This window comes from Alteromonas sp. 5NW40-0090, assembly GCF_057552975.1.
Genome location: NZ_BAAJLT010000004.1, coordinates 110,002 through 126,825 on the forward strand (window position 1 = coordinate 110,002; position 16,824 = coordinate 126,825).

The 16,824-nt window shown below is 43.1% G+C and carries 11 protein-coding genes; 8 read left to right on the forward strand and 3 right to left on the reverse strand.

The genetic code is table 11. The annotated features are described in order from the left end of the window. The first annotated feature begins 531 nt into the window (after window positions 1–531). Window positions 532–3,042 (forward strand): TonB-dependent receptor, encoded by a 2,511-nt coding sequence (locus AC27KT_RS06185; protein ID WP_487128327.1) that lies wholly within the window; start codon window positions 532–534, stop codon window positions 3,040–3,042. A 77-nt stretch (window positions 3,043–3,119) separates the two neighbouring features. Here AC27KT_RS06185 and AC27KT_RS06190 read toward each other — a convergent pair whose 3' ends face one another. Continuing rightward, window positions 3,120–3,833 carry a hypothetical protein gene (locus AC27KT_RS06190; protein WP_487128328.1) on the reverse strand — a complete coding sequence of 238 codons (714 nt, stop codon included), beginning with the start codon at window positions 3,831–3,833 and terminating at the stop codon, window positions 3,120–3,122. Window positions 3,834–3,971: 138 nt separating this feature from the next. Beyond that, the gene (locus AC27KT_RS06195; RefSeq protein ID WP_487128329.1) at window positions 3,972–6,221 is read right to left on the reverse strand and encodes an acyl-CoA dehydrogenase; all 2,250 of its coding nucleotides are present in this window, start codon (window positions 6,219–6,221) and stop codon (window positions 3,972–3,974) included. Between the two features lie 260 nt (window positions 6,222–6,481). Between AC27KT_RS06195 and AC27KT_RS06200 the strand changes: the two genes are divergently transcribed. From AC27KT_RS06200 to AC27KT_RS06230, 7 genes are all read left to right on the forward strand, one after another. Beyond that, on the forward strand, window positions 6,482–8,776 hold the full coding sequence (locus AC27KT_RS06200; RefSeq protein WP_487128331.1) for an efflux RND transporter permease subunit: 2,295 nt from the start codon (window positions 6,482–6,484) through the stop codon (window positions 8,774–8,776). 25 nt (window positions 8,777–8,801) lie between these two features. Next, complete coding sequence (locus tag AC27KT_RS06205) at window positions 8,802–9,572, forward strand: outer membrane lipoprotein-sorting protein (RefSeq protein WP_487128333.1); 771 nt, start codon at window positions 8,802–8,804, stop codon at window positions 9,570–9,572. Then, complete coding sequence (locus tag AC27KT_RS06210; RefSeq protein WP_487128335.1) at window positions 9,569–10,753, forward strand: hypothetical protein; 1,185 nt, start codon at window positions 9,569–9,571, stop codon at window positions 10,751–10,753. Before AC27KT_RS06205 ends, AC27KT_RS06210 begins: the two co-directional genes overlap by 4 nt. Before the next feature lie 13 nt (window positions 10,754–10,766). Then, a complete protein-coding gene (locus AC27KT_RS06215) occupies window positions 10,767–11,297 on the forward strand; it encodes a hypothetical protein (RefSeq protein ID WP_487128337.1) in 531 nt (176 codons plus the stop codon). A gap of 71 nt (window positions 11,298–11,368) precedes the next feature. Beyond that, entirely contained in the window at window positions 11,369–11,626 is a 258-nt protein-coding gene (locus tag AC27KT_RS06220) for a DUF3081 domain-containing protein (RefSeq protein WP_014999118.1), read from the forward strand. A gap of 223 nt (window positions 11,627–11,849) precedes the next feature. Further along, the gene (lpxL, locus tag AC27KT_RS06225; protein ID WP_487128339.1) at window positions 11,850–12,785 is read left to right on the forward strand and encodes an LpxL/LpxP family Kdo(2)-lipid IV(A) lauroyl/palmitoleoyl acyltransferase; all 936 of its coding nucleotides are present in this window, start codon (window positions 11,850–11,852) and stop codon (window positions 12,783–12,785) included. Between the two features lie 297 nt (window positions 12,786–13,082). Continuing rightward, complete coding sequence (locus AC27KT_RS06230) at window positions 13,083–13,700, forward strand: TcpQ domain-containing protein (RefSeq protein WP_487128341.1); 618 nt, start codon at window positions 13,083–13,085, stop codon at window positions 13,698–13,700. Window positions 13,701–13,713: 13 nt separating this feature from the next. Here AC27KT_RS06230 and glnE read toward each other — a convergent pair whose 3' ends face one another. Beyond that, a complete protein-coding gene (gene glnE, locus AC27KT_RS06235; RefSeq protein ID WP_487128343.1) occupies window positions 13,714–16,626 on the reverse strand; it encodes a bifunctional [glutamate--ammonia ligase]-adenylyl-L-tyrosine phosphorylase/[glutamate--ammonia-ligase] adenylyltransferase in 2,913 nt (970 codons plus the stop codon). Window positions 16,627–16,824: the final 198 nt, after the last annotated feature.

Genomic DNA, 16,824 nt, shown 5'->3' on the forward strand with positions numbered 1-16,824 from the left:
TTGGGAGCACTTGCGTGCCATTATTACTGCGTTGAACATTTTTGATTTAGAAGCACTAGGTTACTAAACCCCATCTTATTTACACTGCAAGCAGGCAGCTTCAAAAATGTACCGCAAAGATCAAAAGGTCTCAACATCACAGTAGGTAACCATAGCAATATAGTATGCCTTTGGTCATATAGCTTTAAATAAAACTAAAGTTCATACGATAAACGTTGTCGGCAAATCAATACCTAACTCTGCGCTTTATAAATTGTATTTCACTACGATTAAATTAACTTAATCGATATTTGTTTGTCTCAGATAAACCATGGTAAAAAGTTCGAAGCTCTCCATTCTCTTCAAATTGTTAACATCTAGAGCTTTCGCACTAAAGTCTATAGCAAAAATATTTCACAGGTTGTTTACAATGTTGTTTTTTTGTTATAGATTCTTAATCGATTAAGCTTGTTGTGTTGCCTTCCTCCCTAGTAGTCTAGGGAAATAGGCTACTTAGGATTTAACAACTCCAACACATTGCCGGAGAAAAACATGAAAAAACATCACACACTCAACGTACTGACTATTGCCGTTTGCACAGCGCTTTCTGGAGCGGCTGTCGCTCAAGAAGCTGCGACATCAGACGCAGATAAAAAGTCGAAAGAAAAGTTTGAACAGATCGTTGTGACTGCTGCACCTGGTGGCGCAACTATGCAGGAAGCAAGTGTTTCTGTAAGCGCGTTTGACGAGGAAGACATTCTTAAACTGGCACCACGTTCTACCGCTGAAGTTTTCCGTGCACTGCCTGGTATTCGTGCTGAATCATCGGGTGGTGGCGGTAATGCAAACATAACTATTCGTGGTATTCCACTTGCTACAGGTGGCTCAAAGTTCTTGCAACTACATGAAGATGGCCTACCTGTGTTGGAATATGGTGACATCAACTTCGGTAATGCAGACAACTTCCTACGCTACGACTGGTCTGTAGCTAATGTAGAAGCTGTACGTGGTGGTTCAGCATCAACGTTTGCAAGTAACTCGCCTGGCGGTGTAATCAACATGATCAGCAACACTGGTGAAGTGGCTGGTGGTGCTATCGGTACATCATTCGGTGTTGACTATGAAGAGTTTCGTTTAGATTTCCGCTACGGTGGCGAAATCACTGACGACCTATATTACCATATTGCAGGTTTCGCTCGTGGCGGTGAAGGTCCTCGTGAAACTGGTTACAATGGTGACCAAGGCGGTCAGGTTAAATTTAATATCACAAAGATGCTAGACAACGGTCACATTCGTTTCTTCTACAAGAACTTAGATGACAAAGTGTCGACGTATCTTCCTTCACCAGTACTCGTTAAAGGTGATGGCGAATATGGCCCAGTTCCAGGTTACGATGCAAGCTCGCAAGCACTGAATTCAGCTTACAACACGAATATTTCTACTTTCGACAGCTTCGGTAACCCAGAAAACCGTGACGTTCGCGACGGCATCGAGTCAAAAGTAAACTCATTTGGTGTAGAAGTAGACCTGGAAGTGGCTGAGAACTTGTTCTTATTAAACAAATTCCGTATTTCAGACATTTCTGGTGGCTTCATCGCGCCGTTCACTGATGGTTTCCCTGCAGGCCCAGGCGATGTTTCAAACTTTGCTTCAGCACTTTGCGCTGGTGCAACCGACGGTGATGGCAATGCGCTAAATTGTGACAGCACAAGCGTAGTATTAGCCAACGGCCCTGGCGCAGGTGAAGTGTATGCGGGTCAAGCATTTACAAATCTTCAGTTTGACACGCGAATTAACGACCTTGGCAACATGATCAACGATTTCAGCTTGCGTAAAGAATTTGATAACGGTATCGACCTAACAGTAGGTTACTACTACTCAAATCAAGACATCGCTACAAGCTGGTCAAGCTGGCAGACGTTTATTCAAACACTTGATGGTGACAACTCTCAGTTGCTTACTATTACAGATGCAGACGGTGTTGAGCTAGTGTCTGATGGTCTACTGTCGGCAAGCTTCCTTTCTTGGGAATGGGACCTTAATTATGTGACTAAAGCACCTTACATGAACGTTGGCTTTGAGTTATCGGACAACATTCTAATTGATGCGTCGGTACGTCACGATACCACAGAAGCTTCTGGCGAGCTTATTAGCTCTTGCTGTGGTGGTAATGCTGATTTCGACCTAAACGGTAACGGTGTAATTGAACAAATTGAAGATGCTTCTGCAACTAATAGCGGCTTTATCCGCGGTGGTGTAATCAACCTAAACCGTGCTGGTGCGGCGTCTCAAATCGTAGATTACAGTGCAAATAACACATCTTACTCAATTGGTGGCTCATACCTACTGAGCGATAGCCAAACGTTCTTCGCTCGTTACTCTAAAGGTGGCCGTGCCATTGCTGACCGCCTACTTCAAATTGGCGGTACGTTGAACGCGGATGGTAGCCTAACAAGCACAACTTCAGGTTACGACACAACCAAGCAGTTCGAAATTGGTTACAAGTACGGTACTAAAGACCTAATGGTTAACGCTACTTTGTTTGATACTGTTACTGAAGATACGCAAGCAGAAGTAACAAGTGGTCTAACTTTCATGCGTGAATACGAAGCAACTGGTCTTGAGCTAGAAGGTCGTTGGAATGCAACTGACAACTTTGTGATGTCAGGTAACTTAACATGGACTGACGCTGAGATTAGTGACGACGTTAATAACCCTGCATTGGTTGGTAACACGCCTCGCCGTCAAGCGGATTGGATTTGGACAATTACGCCTGAGTACGTAACTGACACTTGGTCTGTTGGCGCTTCACTACAAGGCTCTACTGAGTACTTCGTGCAAGACAATAATGACCTGAAGCAAGATGGCTACACGCTTGTAAACTTGTTTGCTACCTACTGGGTTAACGATCAGTTCTCAGTGTCACTTAACATGAACAATGCGACTGATGAGTTCATCATTACTGAGTCAGAAGAAGGTTCTGCGGCAGTGGGTAGTTATGTTCGAGCACGTCCTCTTAACGGTCGTACAACAGTGCTTTCTCTAAAGTATATGTTTGACTAATAACACGTGTTTTAACGCGAAAGTACGTTAGCGTATACACAATAGTGAAACGCCCACTTCTCGAAGTGGGCGTTTTTTTAGTTTTGTTGTTGACCTAAAAGTGCGAGCTCTCTTGCAATAGCTTCTGATAAATCGTCAATTAAGTGACTATGTTTTTTGTGTATTACATGCACAATTTTATGTTCGACGAGGGGAATAAACTCTATTCCTGACCGTCTGAAAATGTCTTCTTCAGTGTGATCACTTGGCATAATAGCGTAATCAAAGCGCCCGCTGAGCAGCAGATCGATAACATGGTGGAAGTCATCAAATTCAAATATATTGGCTTTTAACGCACGGGATTGCTTACCTATATTAAAGAAAAAACGTGTGGTAGCTGCTATGGCGTTGTCAGGATTTTCAATAACACTCTTACTACATTTCGCTCCTCTGATACAAAGCAGAAAAGATGCGCCATGAGAAAGCGCGGGAGGAACAATCACGATATTGTTATCATGCTGAGCAACAACATCAAAACGAACGACGTCTGCATCCGTCATACCTTGAGCTAAAAGCCGCAGGCCGCGTTCCCCTCCAACTTTTTCGAAAGTTACTTCAATTCCAATACTGCGATAAGCTCGTTCAATCAGAGGTTTATAAAAATTATTTACGCGCGGATGATTTAACTCACCAATGACAAAATGCGAAGCCTCGTGTTCCGCAACGTCGTTGAGCGGTGAGAATAGAAGTGTAATAAAAAGAAGAAAAAGTTTCTTAGCGGTTGGAGCAGGAAACTTACACTTTCTTTTCACTGTGCGATCCTTTCAGCGATTATCCTATCCCCTTAATGGTAGAGCACAAAACGAACAATGAAAAGAAATGGCAAATAACATAAAAAAAGCCCCATCGACTGACGGGGCTTTATATTCATTAAGCTTTTGGCTAAATGCTTATGCGGCGTTTTGACCGCCATCAATAGCTTTGAGCGTTTGTGACGCAGGAACAAGTTCCATATCAAAGGTGTACTCGTCTACACGAACTGCTAGCTTACGCTTCTCGTTGTAGTCGTGAAGCTTAGCGGCTTCATCAGCAGTTACAACGCCTTTCTCTTGTAGCTTGTTAAGTGCGTGTTCGAAAGAAATAAACGGTACAACAGGCTCTTTGCGAAGTGCTTTTTGCACTTTACCTAGAAGATGCGCTACCGCGTGCTTCGCTTTAAACGCTTGCTCGTTAATGTCGTTACCATCACCAGGGCTAACACGTACGAGGTGTGTTAGCTGCGCTTTCACGCTGTTATCTTGCATCGACGCAATAGACAGCTCGCGTACTAAGTCATCGCTAATACCTGATACACTGTTAGTGTAAGTATTAGTAAGTAGACGCATTAGTCCGCGTGTCGCTGTATTCGGGAAATTGTTGATGAAGTTAACAATTGCCTGATCAGCTTGCTGAAGAGACCACTGCATAGCGTATTCGAAATACGGAAGTGCAAGCTTTCTGTCTTCAATGCGCTGCTCGTAGAAACGAATCGCCGCCATCGCACCATATAGATAGCTCATTACGTCACCTAGACGTGCTGATAGAAGCTCTGCTTTCTTAAGGTCACCGCCAAGTACCGCTAGTGACAAGTCAGCAAGGGGCGCTAGCTTTGCAGAGATGCTGTTTACACGCTTCTCGTATTTACGAACTTCAGGTAATGCAGACTCGCTTTCACGTAGGAAAGGAAGGTAGCCTTTACCTAAGCTACGGAACGCATTTTTAACGCTGAAACCAACGGTCTTACGAAGTACCTTGTTGAACTCTGCATCTGCTGAGCTCTCGTTGCTGTGGATTAGGTCAACCATGTCCTTAAGGTAAGGGTGACAACGCATTGCACCTTGGCCAAAGATCATTAGGTTACGAGTAAGAATGTTCGCGCCTTCTACCGTGATTGCGATAGGAAGTGCAGCATAACCGCCTGCTAATGTATTCTGAGGACCGCGCTGAATCGCTTTACCTGCCTGGATATCCATCGCAGAGTTCATAACGTCACGACCAAGTTCGGTCATGTGATACTTCGCAATTGCCGTTACTACTGACGGCTTCACGCCAAGGCCTAGACCTTCAGTTGTTAGAACACGCATCGCTTCAAGTAGGAATGTCTTGCCTGCGATGTCTGCCATTTTCTCTTGAATGCCTTCGAAGCGACCAATTGGAAGACCAAACTGCTCACGTACGAAAGAATATTCAACTGTGCCTTTAAACGCAGATTGCGCTGTAGCTACACCCATTGCCGGAAGTGAAATACCACGTCCTGCACCTAGACAGCTAACAAGCATCTGCCAGCCACGACCGATGTTCTTTTGACCACCAATGATGAAGTCCATTGGGATGAATACGTCTTGACCACGAGTAGTACCGTTGTAGAAACGTACGCCCATTGGGTCATGACGATTACCGAGCTCAACACCTGGGTGCGACTTAGGAAGAAGGGCACAAGTAATGCCTAGCTCTAACTTGTCGCCAAGTAGTTGGTCTGGATCGAATACTTTAAATGCTAGACCAAGTACAGTTGCAATCGGCGCAAGCGTAATATAACGCTTGTCCCAGCTAACGCGTAAGCCAAGTACTTCTTCGCCGTTATATTCGCCTTTGGTAACGATAGCCGCATCAGGAATAGCGCCTGCGTCTGAACCTGCCTCTGGGCTTGTTAGCGCGAAACAAGGGATGTCGCGACCGTCCGCAAGGCGCGGTAGCCAGTAGTCCTGCTGCTCGTTTGTACCATAGTGCATTAGAAGCTCACCTGGGCCTAACGAGTTGGGTACCATAACTGTTACCGCGATTGCACCACTTTTAGCTGCAATGGTTGCTACGATAGTTGAGTTTGCATACGGGCTGAACTCAAGACCGCCAAATTTCTTTGGAATGATCATTGAGAAGAAACGATTCTTACCAAGGAAGTCTAACACTTCTTGAGGAATGTGTTTGCCGTTGCCAAGCTCAAAATCATCGATCATGTTCAGCAATTCAGTTACTGGACCATCCATGAATGCTTGCTCATCCGCGCTCAGTTTCGCCTGAGGGATGTCGCGTAGCGCTTGCATGTCAGGCTTACCCTGATAGATAGAAGATTCAATCCATACGTCACCCGCATCTAGGGCTTCTTGTTCTGTGATTGAAATTGGGGGTAATACTTTCTTTAAGCTAGTTCTGATACTCATAATAACTCATCCGCTCATCTGACCAGTTGTTTTAGTTAATACTACACCTTATTCACAAAAGATCAAAAAAAATCGCTAATCTAAACGTTAATTAGTGTTAATGTTGCTGTTTATCATAGACTTATCAGATAAACCGCTATGCAGTACATCAAAAAGATATACGTAAGTGCGGTTATTTTTGATGATTAAATTTTTGTGTGGGTTATGTTAATTGCTGTTTTAAATGTAAAATTTCGTTATACAAAACCAAGGATACTGTGATGAGTCACACACCTAGCATCGCGCCAGTAGCAATAAGATTCCCTGTCATAACGCTAATTTTAGTCCTAGTGGTCACAGCCATTTCTCTCATCGGAGCTCAGAACTTATATTTTCGCGGGGACTATAAGGTATTTTTCGAGCCTGACGATCCACAACGGCTTGCATTTGAAGAAATGCAGAACATTTTCAATAAAAGCGAAAATGTTGCTTTTATGGTAGTGCCTAGCGACGGTCAAGTACTAAAACCTTCCACGCTTACGCTAGTAAACGAATTAACAGAAGCTGCGTGGCAATTACCTTTGTCTACAAGGGTCGAATCAATATCGAATTATCAAAACACTTTTGATGACGAAGGCGATTTAATAGTTGAAGATTTGATTACTGCAGAGAAGCTCTCCAAAGAAGGTATTGCAAGCATCGCTCAAGTGCTTTCTCGCAGTCCCGAAGTTTACGGGCGACTCATATCAAAAACAACAGATGTTACCGTTATCGATACGACAATTCAGTTACCTGATGGCGATCAAACCCAGCAAGTAATTGAAATAGCCGAAGCTGCAAAACAAATCAAATCTCACTTTGAGAGTAAATATCCCGACCATGACATCTTCTTGAATGGCATGGTGATAATGAATGATGCGTTTGCCGTGGCTGCACAGCAAGATGCTGAAACATTAATACCCTCAATGTTTTTGCTAATTTTTATCGCGATTGCTTTGATCGTAAAGTCACTTTGGGCCGCGGTATTCACATTAGTGGTAGTGATTTTTTCTGTAGCGATTACTGTAGGTCTGACAGGCTGGCTTGGAGTTTATTTAAGCACTGCCACAGTAAATGCGCCGACTATGATTACAACACTTGCCGTTGCAGACTGTATTCATATTATAGTCGGAGTAAAGTACTACCTAAACCAAGGATTGGCTAATAAAGATGCAATTAAAAAGAGTGTTGAGGTCAATAAAAAGCCTATTTTCATTACCAGCATAACTACTGCTATAGGGTTTGTTATGCTAAATTTCTCTGCTGTACCCGTTCTTTCCCACTTAGGCAACATGACAGCTGTTGGTGTAATGCTGGCTTGTGTTTTTTCACTCACGGTATTACCGTCACTTTTAACCCTGCGTCCTCTCAAGCCGTCTCTTTCGGTAAACAATTCGGTATTCTCTAAATGGGCAACCTTAGTTAATCGGCACAATCGAATATTGCTGCCTATTTCGCTTCTCGTCATTGTGGTAACTAGCCTGTTTGCTACAAATAATGTCTTAAACGATGTGGCGGTTAAATATTTCGATGAACGTAGTTCGTTTAGACAAGCTGTAGAAGTAAACGAAGAAAAGCTTGGTGGAATGTCAAATATCGACTTCGTAATCTACACGGACCAATCATACGGTGTTACCGACCCTGTCTTTTTAAAGCAGATAGAGGAATTTTCTAAATGGTTACGGGCGCGAAGTGAAGTTAACCACGTTTTAACTTTTACCGATACGCTTAAACGCTTGAACCGCAACATGAATGGCGATGACCAAAACTTTAATGTAATCCCCGCGGATGGCGAGCTCGCATCTCAGTATTTATTATTGTATGAAATGTCTCTGCCATTTGGGTTAGACCTTGGTAACCAAATTGATATAGATAAGTCAGCACTGCGAATAATTGCACTTACTGAAAACTTGGGGAGTCGCGATATAACGACGCTTGAAAGAGAGGCAAAAGATTATTTTGCGAGTCTGTCGGACGATTATAGAATTGAAGCAGCAAGCCCGCCGTTGATGTTTGCCCACATCGGTGAGCGAAATATGAAGAACATGGTGTGGGGAAGTGTTTTCGCACTTGTCTTGATTTCCATACTCATTTTATTTGCTTTGAGGTCGATAAAGCTTGGTGGCATAAGTTTAGTTACAAACCTACTGCCTGCGGCGATAGGATTCGGAGTATGGGGAATTATCTCAGGTGAAATAAATATGGCACTTTCTGTCGTTATTAGTATGACGATGGGAATAATAGTAGATGATACCGTTCACTTCTTGACGAAATATCAGACCGCTAGAGAGCAAGGTTTAAGCGCAAAAGAAAGTGTCGTTTATGCCTTTGAAACTGTGGGAATGGCTTTAACGACTACGACAATTGTCCTTACCTTAGGGTTTGCCGTGTTAGCATCATCAAGCTTTGTCTTAAATGCGCATATGGGTATGCTGACAATCATTATTATCGTGGCCGCATTGATTGTTGATTTTGTCTTCCTGCCTGCTTTGCTCGCATGGCTAGAGGACACTAGAACGGCCCAGAAGGAGTCTTAATATGAATATTCTCTCACGAATAGTGTTGATTACAGCATTAAGTTGTACCGCTAACTACGGTTTAGCTTCAGAGATAAAAGGTGATGAAAAGGCTATCGCTATAGCTAAAGAGCGCAAGGCTAGAGATACTGGTTGGGGGGCTAATGAGGCAAAAGTTCTGATGCTTTTGAAAAATTCGCAGGGAAAAGAAGCGACGAGAAAACTTGAAGTTAAGTCTCTGGAAGTAAAAGATGACGGAGATAAAGCACTTACCGTTTTTGAATCCCCTAGAGATGTAAAGGGTACTGCATTTTTAAGTTTCTCGCATGCTCTTGAAGCTGATGAACAATGGATATTCTTGCCAGCGTTGAAGCGTGTAAAGCGCATATCGTCGCAAAGCAAAAGCGGCCCTTTCGTAGGTAGTGAGTTTGCCTTTGAAGATATGACATCGTACGAAGTGGAAAAGTTTTCGTACACATTCTTGGGAGAGGAAGAAGTAAATGGGGAGGCCTGTTTCGTTTTAAAGCAGGTTCCAGAATATGATTTCTCAGGATACTCTTATCAAAAAGTTTGGATAGATAAATCACATTATCGTGTTCAGAAAGTTGAGTTTTTCGACCGCAAAGAGTCCTTGTTAAAAACGCTTTATTTATCAGATTACAAACAATACAAAAACAAATTTTGGCGCCCTATGAAAAGCTTGATGCGAAATGTACAAACTAAAAAGTCGACGTCTTTGATTACCGAAGAATTAACTTTTGACACAGATTTACAAGAAAGTGACTTCGACAAAAACAGATTAAAGAGAGTTCGATGATTAGAAAAGCGGTTGCACTGTCACTAATTGTCAACTTTACCTCTTTTGCCAATTCTGCGGAATTCACCGGCTCTGCGGGCCTTGATTTGCGTTATTATTTGCAGGATTCGTTGTATCCACAGCAAGAGCGTACGTATGCTTCTGCTTATCTTTCTCCCGAAATCTATGCTGAGTTCAACGATGGCCAAGATACGCTAATTTTCAATCCTTTTTATCGTGTGGATGAGCACGATAGTGAACGCACACATGGCGATATTAGAGAATTGCAGTGGGCGCATTACAGAGATACTTGGGAAACTAAGGTTGGCATAGGTAAGGTGTTTTGGGGGCAAACTGAGTCTGTGCACCTGGTGGACATTATCAACCAAACCGATTCGGTAGAGTCTGTAGATGGTGAAGCCAAGTTAGGCCAACCTATGGTGAACGTTTCATATTTTACAGAATACGGAAATTTTTCGGTTTTCGTTTTACCCTATTTCCGCGAGCGAACGTTTCAAAGTACAGAGGGAAGGCTTCGACCGCCATTGGCGATTTCAGATGCTATTTACGAATCATCAAGTGAAGAGAGTAACCTTGATTACGCACTTAGGTGGCAATCTTCGATCGATGACTGGGAAGTAGGACTTTCGTATTTCTCTGGTACCACAAGGGAGCCTGAATTAATTACGCAAATTTCCGATTCAGGAGAACTGTCCATAAACCCATATTATGCTCAGATAGAACAAGTAGGTGTAGATTTACTTAAGGTTAGCGGAGCATGGCTACTCAAAATGGAAAGTATTTATAGACAGGGGCAGTCTGAAGACTTTGCGGCACTGGTTGCGGGTTTCGAGTACACTCAGGAAGGTGTATTTGGCAGTAGGTATGGGCTTGGTTATTTAGCAGAGTATCAATATGATGAGCGAGACGATAATTTCTTTGCTATAGCTCAAAACGATATGATGCTTGGTTTGCGTATTATGGCTAATGATATTGCTGGGAGTGAGATACTTGTAGGGTTCGTGCAAGACTTAGATGCTACGTCAACGTACTCGGCCTATATAGAAGCAAGTAGTAGATTGTCAGCGAACTGGCGATGGACGTTAGATGGTTATTTTTTCTCATCTGATGACCAAGATGACCCCTTCTTTTTCTTAAGAAGAGATGACCATATACAATTTTCACTAGAGTACTATTTTTGAGGGAAAAAAATAGATGAATCGGTTTTTATGGATGCTTGGTGCGATGGCGCTTGGAGTTTCTCAAGCGACTGCTGCACCTAAAACTTATGGATTAGCTACGGGAGCTTATAACAACTTCGAAACGTCAACCACAAGCGATAGCGAATTTGCTTACAGCCTTGCCTTTGGTAAACAAATACATAGACAGTGGTATGCGGAAGCTGGCTATATCAGTCTTTTTGACTATGCAAAAAATGAGAGCGAAAACAAAGGCGATGCCCTCTATCTTGCGCTCTTAGGTAAGGCGAGTGGTGGTACAGGGGAGTTGTTCTACAAACTAGGTGTTGCTAAAGTAGATGTAGATCTTTCTTCAGAATGTTCTGACGCTGGTGTAGTTACGCAATGCCGAGCTTCTAAAAGCATTGCAGCTGGGATCGCTGGTTTAGGGTTTGACTATTATGTCGGCATCAGATCTATGATTCGCTTAGAATATGTTCACATGAGCGGTGAAGACAGCTTTTCTACAAATATGCTTAACGTTGGTTTCAGATACAACTTCAATTGATCTTTAGTATTTTAAATCCAAAACCCGTTTGCTGATGTAAAAATAAGTAAATTCACAACTATGGATTTACGATGAAAAACGAATTAGACAGCAAGTTCTTACTCCAAGTATTCGATAAGATTCGCCAACATGGGGCAAAAGAGAACGAACAGTATAAGCTTAACGGAATAACAGCGTTTACTGACCACGACGGGTACACGCTGTACATCGAAGACGTTAACGTAAAGCTTCAGTTTGGTTTTCATAATCAGTATCACTTTGATTATGATTCAAAAGAGCAGTACGAATCTTTTGAAAAGAAACTAAAGCAGATAGACAAAGAGTACTGAGTTACAGTTCCTTTCATTTTTGCCACAGCAAGATAACAAACGGTCGTGCAGACCCAAAGGCTAGGTGGTGATGTTTAGCGGATAATGTAATCCCGTCACTGCCTGCCTTATGTTTGTCCTCACGCCTTTTACCCCAATCATCCTGTTGATCAACTTACCCAATTAGCCCATCTAAAAACCTTCTGCTACAATGCCGCCCACTTCACTTACTAGGAAAGATACATTGGCGGCGGCAATTAAAGCTCCTAAGTTTAAATTGGCATTTCTTGGCCCTAAATTTTGGCCCGTTTGGTTGGGCGTTTTTATCTTATATGCAATTACTTGGCTACCTTTACCTGTTATCCGCATCATAGGAGGCGGCGCGGGAAAGTTGATCGCGTTAGTAGTTCCTAAGCGGGCGAAAGTTGCCAAGCGAAACTTACAGCTTTGGAACCCGTCATTGTCAGAAAGTGAAATTGAGGCACTTTACAAAGAAAACATACGCAGAACGGGTATGGCACTGTTCGAAACTGCCATGGGTTGGTGGTGGCCTGACTGGCGAGTTAAGCGAGCTATTGAAATCGAAGGCACCGAGCACGTGGAAGCAGCTCTAGCTAAAGGCAAGGGCGTTTTTGGTATGGCGTTACACAATATGAACCTAGAGTTTGCGTGTCGCGGCATTGGCTTTTACCATCCAAGTATTGCCTTTTACAGAAAACACAACAACCCGCTGGTAGATTATCTTCAGTATCACGGACGCAATCGCTCTAATAAGTACATGATTGATAAACGCAATGCTAAGGCACTTATCGCAGCACTTGATGATAAAGAGCTATGTCTGTATCTGCCCGACCAAGATTATGGCCCCAGACAGAGCATTTTTGTGCCGTTTGGTGGCGTGAAAGAGACAGCTACGACAACGGCAACGCTAATGTTTATTAGGCGAACCAATTCCGAGCCTATGATCATCACGTCTCAATACACTACACGTGGCTATAAAATAAAGATATTTCCACCACTTTCTGAACTTGGCGCAATGGAAGACGCTGAGGCTTTAACACTTTTAAATCAGCACGTTGATAGCGCTGTGAAAGAGCAGCCAGAGAGCTACTTATGGATGCACAAGCGTTTCAAGACGCGCCCTGAGAGTAATCCAGAATCGCTTTATAAATCATTGTAAACGCCAATTTGAAAGTCACTCTAGCGGAAAGGGTGTACAGCGGTTAACTATGATTAGAGCGGCCGATCTGCCAGCAACTCGCAGAAGATGGGCCTTTATAAACGGCAGCACGTGACCAAAGAGCATAATCATTGTGTATACCGTGATTGGTCACAACCAGTTTGCTCTTATAAAAATAGATAAATAGGATAAAGGCAATTTAGAGCAGGTTCGGCTAAAGTATAGCAATTAGGATAGATTCGAGCAGAGATAAATCAGCTTAGTTCGAGTTTAGGTGTAGTCACAGTTTGGTAGGTTATGGGACAGACGAGTTATTCAAGCTCTTCATTTTGGGCAAAGCAAATTGGCATCGCGGTAGTGCTTGTTATTGCTGCAGGCGTACTAATTTATATGCTTCAGACGCAAGAAGATTCACCTACACCCGCGTCACAAAAAGAAGAGAAATCAGTATCAAAAGGGCTCAGCGAGTTCTATCGCGACTTTCGTATGTCTTCAACGGACCCACTAGAAGATGAGCAGGGCGATTTCGTGCTCGATATTGCCGGTGTAGATCCTAATCTAGACAGCAAGTTAGCAAAGATGTCCAGTCAAACACGTCCTGTTGAAAAGAACTGGACTGGCGAGCACAAATATCGCACCTTCGAAGAAGGCAACACCCTTCGCGAGGCTATTTCACAGTATGCTCAAGCGGAAGGTATGCAGCTGATTTGGAACCTTGAACAAGACTTTGTCATTAAACATCAATTTCAACTGGATAACACGGTAGCTGGCTCATTAGCTAAAATTGCAAGCGCCATTGACAGCAGTTTTGAAGGTGAAGTCACAGCTTACCTGTGTGCTGAGCAGCGCTCTTTAGTTGTAACGGCAGAAGAAACAGATTTTCTTAAAAATAAATGCCGTCGAGTTCGCGGGTAGCGCGTTTATAGGCTCACTCATTGAACCTACCAAATAATGTATCCCAGTGTTGCCTAACTTGCTCGCGTATAATATCTAGCTCTTCACTTTGATCAGCGTACTTGGTGTCCGCCAGGGTAAGGTGATGATATTGCTCACGAAGCCTTAAGTAGGCCTTTTGAAGTTTTTGTGCTGTTGGCGTATCAATGATGTCCGCGCTGGCTGCAACATCGAAAATTCTAAGGTTATCTGGATACTTCGTCATTGCTTTCACAGTACAAGCGTTTGCTAATACAAGGTATTGAGCAATAAATTCAATGTCGGTAATACCGCCTTCACATTGCTTCAAATCTACTTTTTCATTATTTTTAGCCAGCAGGTGCTCACGCATTTTTATGCGCATTTTGCAGACATCTTGTGACAGTGTTTGGGTATCTCTAGATTGACTGAGAATTGAATGTCTTACCTGTGCAAAGTTATCCAAAAGCGATGCGTCGCCGCAGATAGCTCTTGCTCTTACCAGTGCCTGGTGTTCCCATGTCCAAGCTTCCTCAACTTGATATTTTTCGAAACCGTTTATGTGACAGCACAATAGCCCCGCGTTACCAGAAGGGCGCAAGCGCAAGTCAGTTTCGTACAGCTGACCAAACAGTGTTTTAGTATTAAGGAGATGCATAATCCGTTGGGCCAACTTAATATAAAACTGTTGTGCTTCAATTGATTTTTTGCCGTCGGTGCTGCTTGAACGGGGCGCATTGTGTATAAAAACTAAGTCTAAATCCGATCCATATCCTAGCTCATAGCCACCCAATTTACCGTAACCGATAACGGCAAAGCCTTTGTCATTACCCTCAAGATGAGAAGGAGCGCCGAAGCGCTGTCGCATTTGCATCCATGCCGCGTTAACGACATGCTCTAAAATGACTTCTGCTAGAACGGTTAGTTTATCGCTTACATTGTTGATGGGCAGGGATTCACTGATGTCGCTGGCTGCGATACGAAGCTGCTGGCAAAGTTTGAACTGTCTAAGACCATCCATCAACATTTCCACGTCATCTTGCTCTATACGCAACATAGTCTCGCGCAGCTCGAGCTGGTATTCCTGTTTACTGGTTTTGATGTCTGTGTTTTGCTGTCCTAAATAGAGTGGGGTAAGTAGCTCATCTAATAAAAGCGGAAATCGCCTGATTTCTTGCGCTATCCAGTCACTTCTCTCGCAAAGTCTTACCAGCTGTTTGAGTACATCAGGGTTTTCTAACAATAAATCTAAATAGGTTGTGCGCCCCGTAATGGCTTCGATCACGCCAAGCAAACGGCTTAACACTTGCGCCGTGTGATTGGGGTGCTGATTAATTAGCACATACAAAATTTCAGGCAGCAACTTATTTAGTGTGTCCTCGCCTTTTTGACCTATACGGTAATTTCGTTGTTTTTCTTTGAAAGCTACAAGGATTGAGAAGATGTCATTAATATCCTTGGATGATAGGTAAGCACTGAAGGTTTCAGTAAACTCATCTTCTTGTAACGAAAGACGCCATGCATCCTGACAAGCAATAAACAACTGATCTTCTTCCGAGTGCGAGTCATGAGACTCTTCAACTAGTTCATTAAAGTGACTGTGAATACGCGCCATTGTGCCGTCTAAATGGGTTAAAAAGTCGCTATAGCTAGCAAAACCCATAACATCAATCAGCGCATTTTGTTGCCACGGCTCGTTGGGCAGTGTTTGAGTTTGGCGGTCTTGGCTTTGTTGTAACGTGTGCTCTACTTTTCGCAAGAACAAATAGTCTTGCTTAAGCTGCTTTGTTACGTCGCTTTCTACAATATCCAATTCGCTCAAAGCATCTAAAGTGCGAAGTAAAGACTTACTTTGCAGAGCAGGCTCACGACCACCGTGTATAAGCTGAAAACTTTGGGCAAAAAACTCAACTTCTCGAATACCGCCAGCACCCAGTTTAATATTGTTGCTTAAACGTCGCCTGCGAATTTCGGTAGCGATAAGCTTTTTCATATTGCGCAGCGCATCAAGAGTAGTGAAATCTAAGTAACGTCTAAACGTAAATGGCTGCAAAATACTGTTCAGCCATTTTACATCATCTGATTGGTCATCATTGATAACCCGCGCTTTGATCATGGCGAAGCGTTCCCAGTGCCTGCCTTGGTCTTGGTAATAGTCCTCTAAGGCAGCGAAATGCATTACAAGGGGACCGGAATCTCCAAACGGACGTAAGCGCATATCAACGCGATATACTTGCCCATCGTTAGTAACTTTATTTAGTGCTTGAATAAGCTTTTGAGCCAGCTTGGTGAAAAACTGCTGGTGCTCCAAGGCTTTCTTGCCGCCGCTAGTTTCGCCTTTTTCTGGGTAAGCGAATATCAAGTCAATGTCTGACGAAAAGTTGAGTTCTCGCCCACCCAGCTTGCCCATCCCAAGAATGTACATGTGCATATCTTGATTGTTGCTTTTTGGCGTTCCATATCGGTGAGCTAAGTGCTGGTAAATCCAATGGTAAGCGCTAGTTATCATAGCATCTGCCAATGCCGAGACTTGTGCAAGCGAAGCTTCTATATTCTGTTTGTTGAGCACATCTAAGAAAGTGATACGCGCCATTTCTTGATTGCGGTATTCGCGAAGTTCCTTCAATAACTCATCTTCGCTTTTTAGTGATTCTAGCTTTGCTTTTAAAGCAGTGCTGAAGTAAGTAATAGTTGAGTCAGAATCAGTTAAATTAAACAAAGGCTCAACAACTCTGGAGATAAACGCAGGCTTTTGTATCAATGTTTCAGCTAGGAAAGTGGAGCGAGCAAAAGCGCTTAAAAGTGCTTCGCGATGGTTTTCTACAATGACTCGATCGGTTTCGGTTAAGGCAGGTGAATCTAGCAACTGCTGCCATAATTTGTCGGCTTGCTCTAGGTTTGTCATGCTATTTTCGTTGTCTATTGGCATAATGCTCGCGTCTCAAGAGAAATCAATCGTGTAAAATAATGAATACTCACGGTTTTACTAAAAGTATTCGTTGCCTGTTTTTTTTTGCTGCCTTGGATAATGGCAGTGACTTCTGCAGGCATTTATTAAAATAAATCTGAACAAGTTCGCTGTCATCCTTGTACCCATTTAGCAAGGATGGATGCTATTTCCCTTATC

Excerpts from the sequence above, each read along its gene's own strand:
- AC27KT_RS06200 (WP_487128331.1), top strand. The coding sequence starts at position 6,482 with ATGAGTCACACACCTAGCATCGCGCCAGTAGCAATAAGATTCCCTGTC.
- AC27KT_RS06215 (WP_487128337.1), top strand. The coding sequence starts at position 10,767 with ATGAATCGGTTTTTATGGATGCTTGGTGCGATGGCGCTTGGAGTTTCT.
- AC27KT_RS06210 (WP_487128335.1), top strand. The coding sequence starts at position 9,569 with ATGATTAGAAAAGCGGTTGCACTGTCACTAATTGTCAACTTTACCTCT.
- glnE (WP_487128343.1), bottom strand. The coding sequence starts at position 16,626 with ATGCCAATAGACAACGAAAATAGCATGACAAACCTAGAGCAAGCCGAC.
- AC27KT_RS06195 (WP_487128329.1), bottom strand. The coding sequence starts at position 6,221 with ATGAGTATCAGAACTAGCTTAAAGAAAGTATTACCCCCAATTTCAATC.
- AC27KT_RS06220 (WP_014999118.1), top strand. The coding sequence starts at position 11,369 with ATGAAAAACGAATTAGACAGCAAGTTCTTACTCCAAGTATTCGATAAG.
- AC27KT_RS06185 (WP_487128327.1), top strand. The coding sequence starts at position 532 with ATGAAAAAACATCACACACTCAACGTACTGACTATTGCCGTTTGCACA.
- AC27KT_RS06230 (WP_487128341.1), top strand. The coding sequence starts at position 13,083 with ATGGGACAGACGAGTTATTCAAGCTCTTCATTTTGGGCAAAGCAAATT.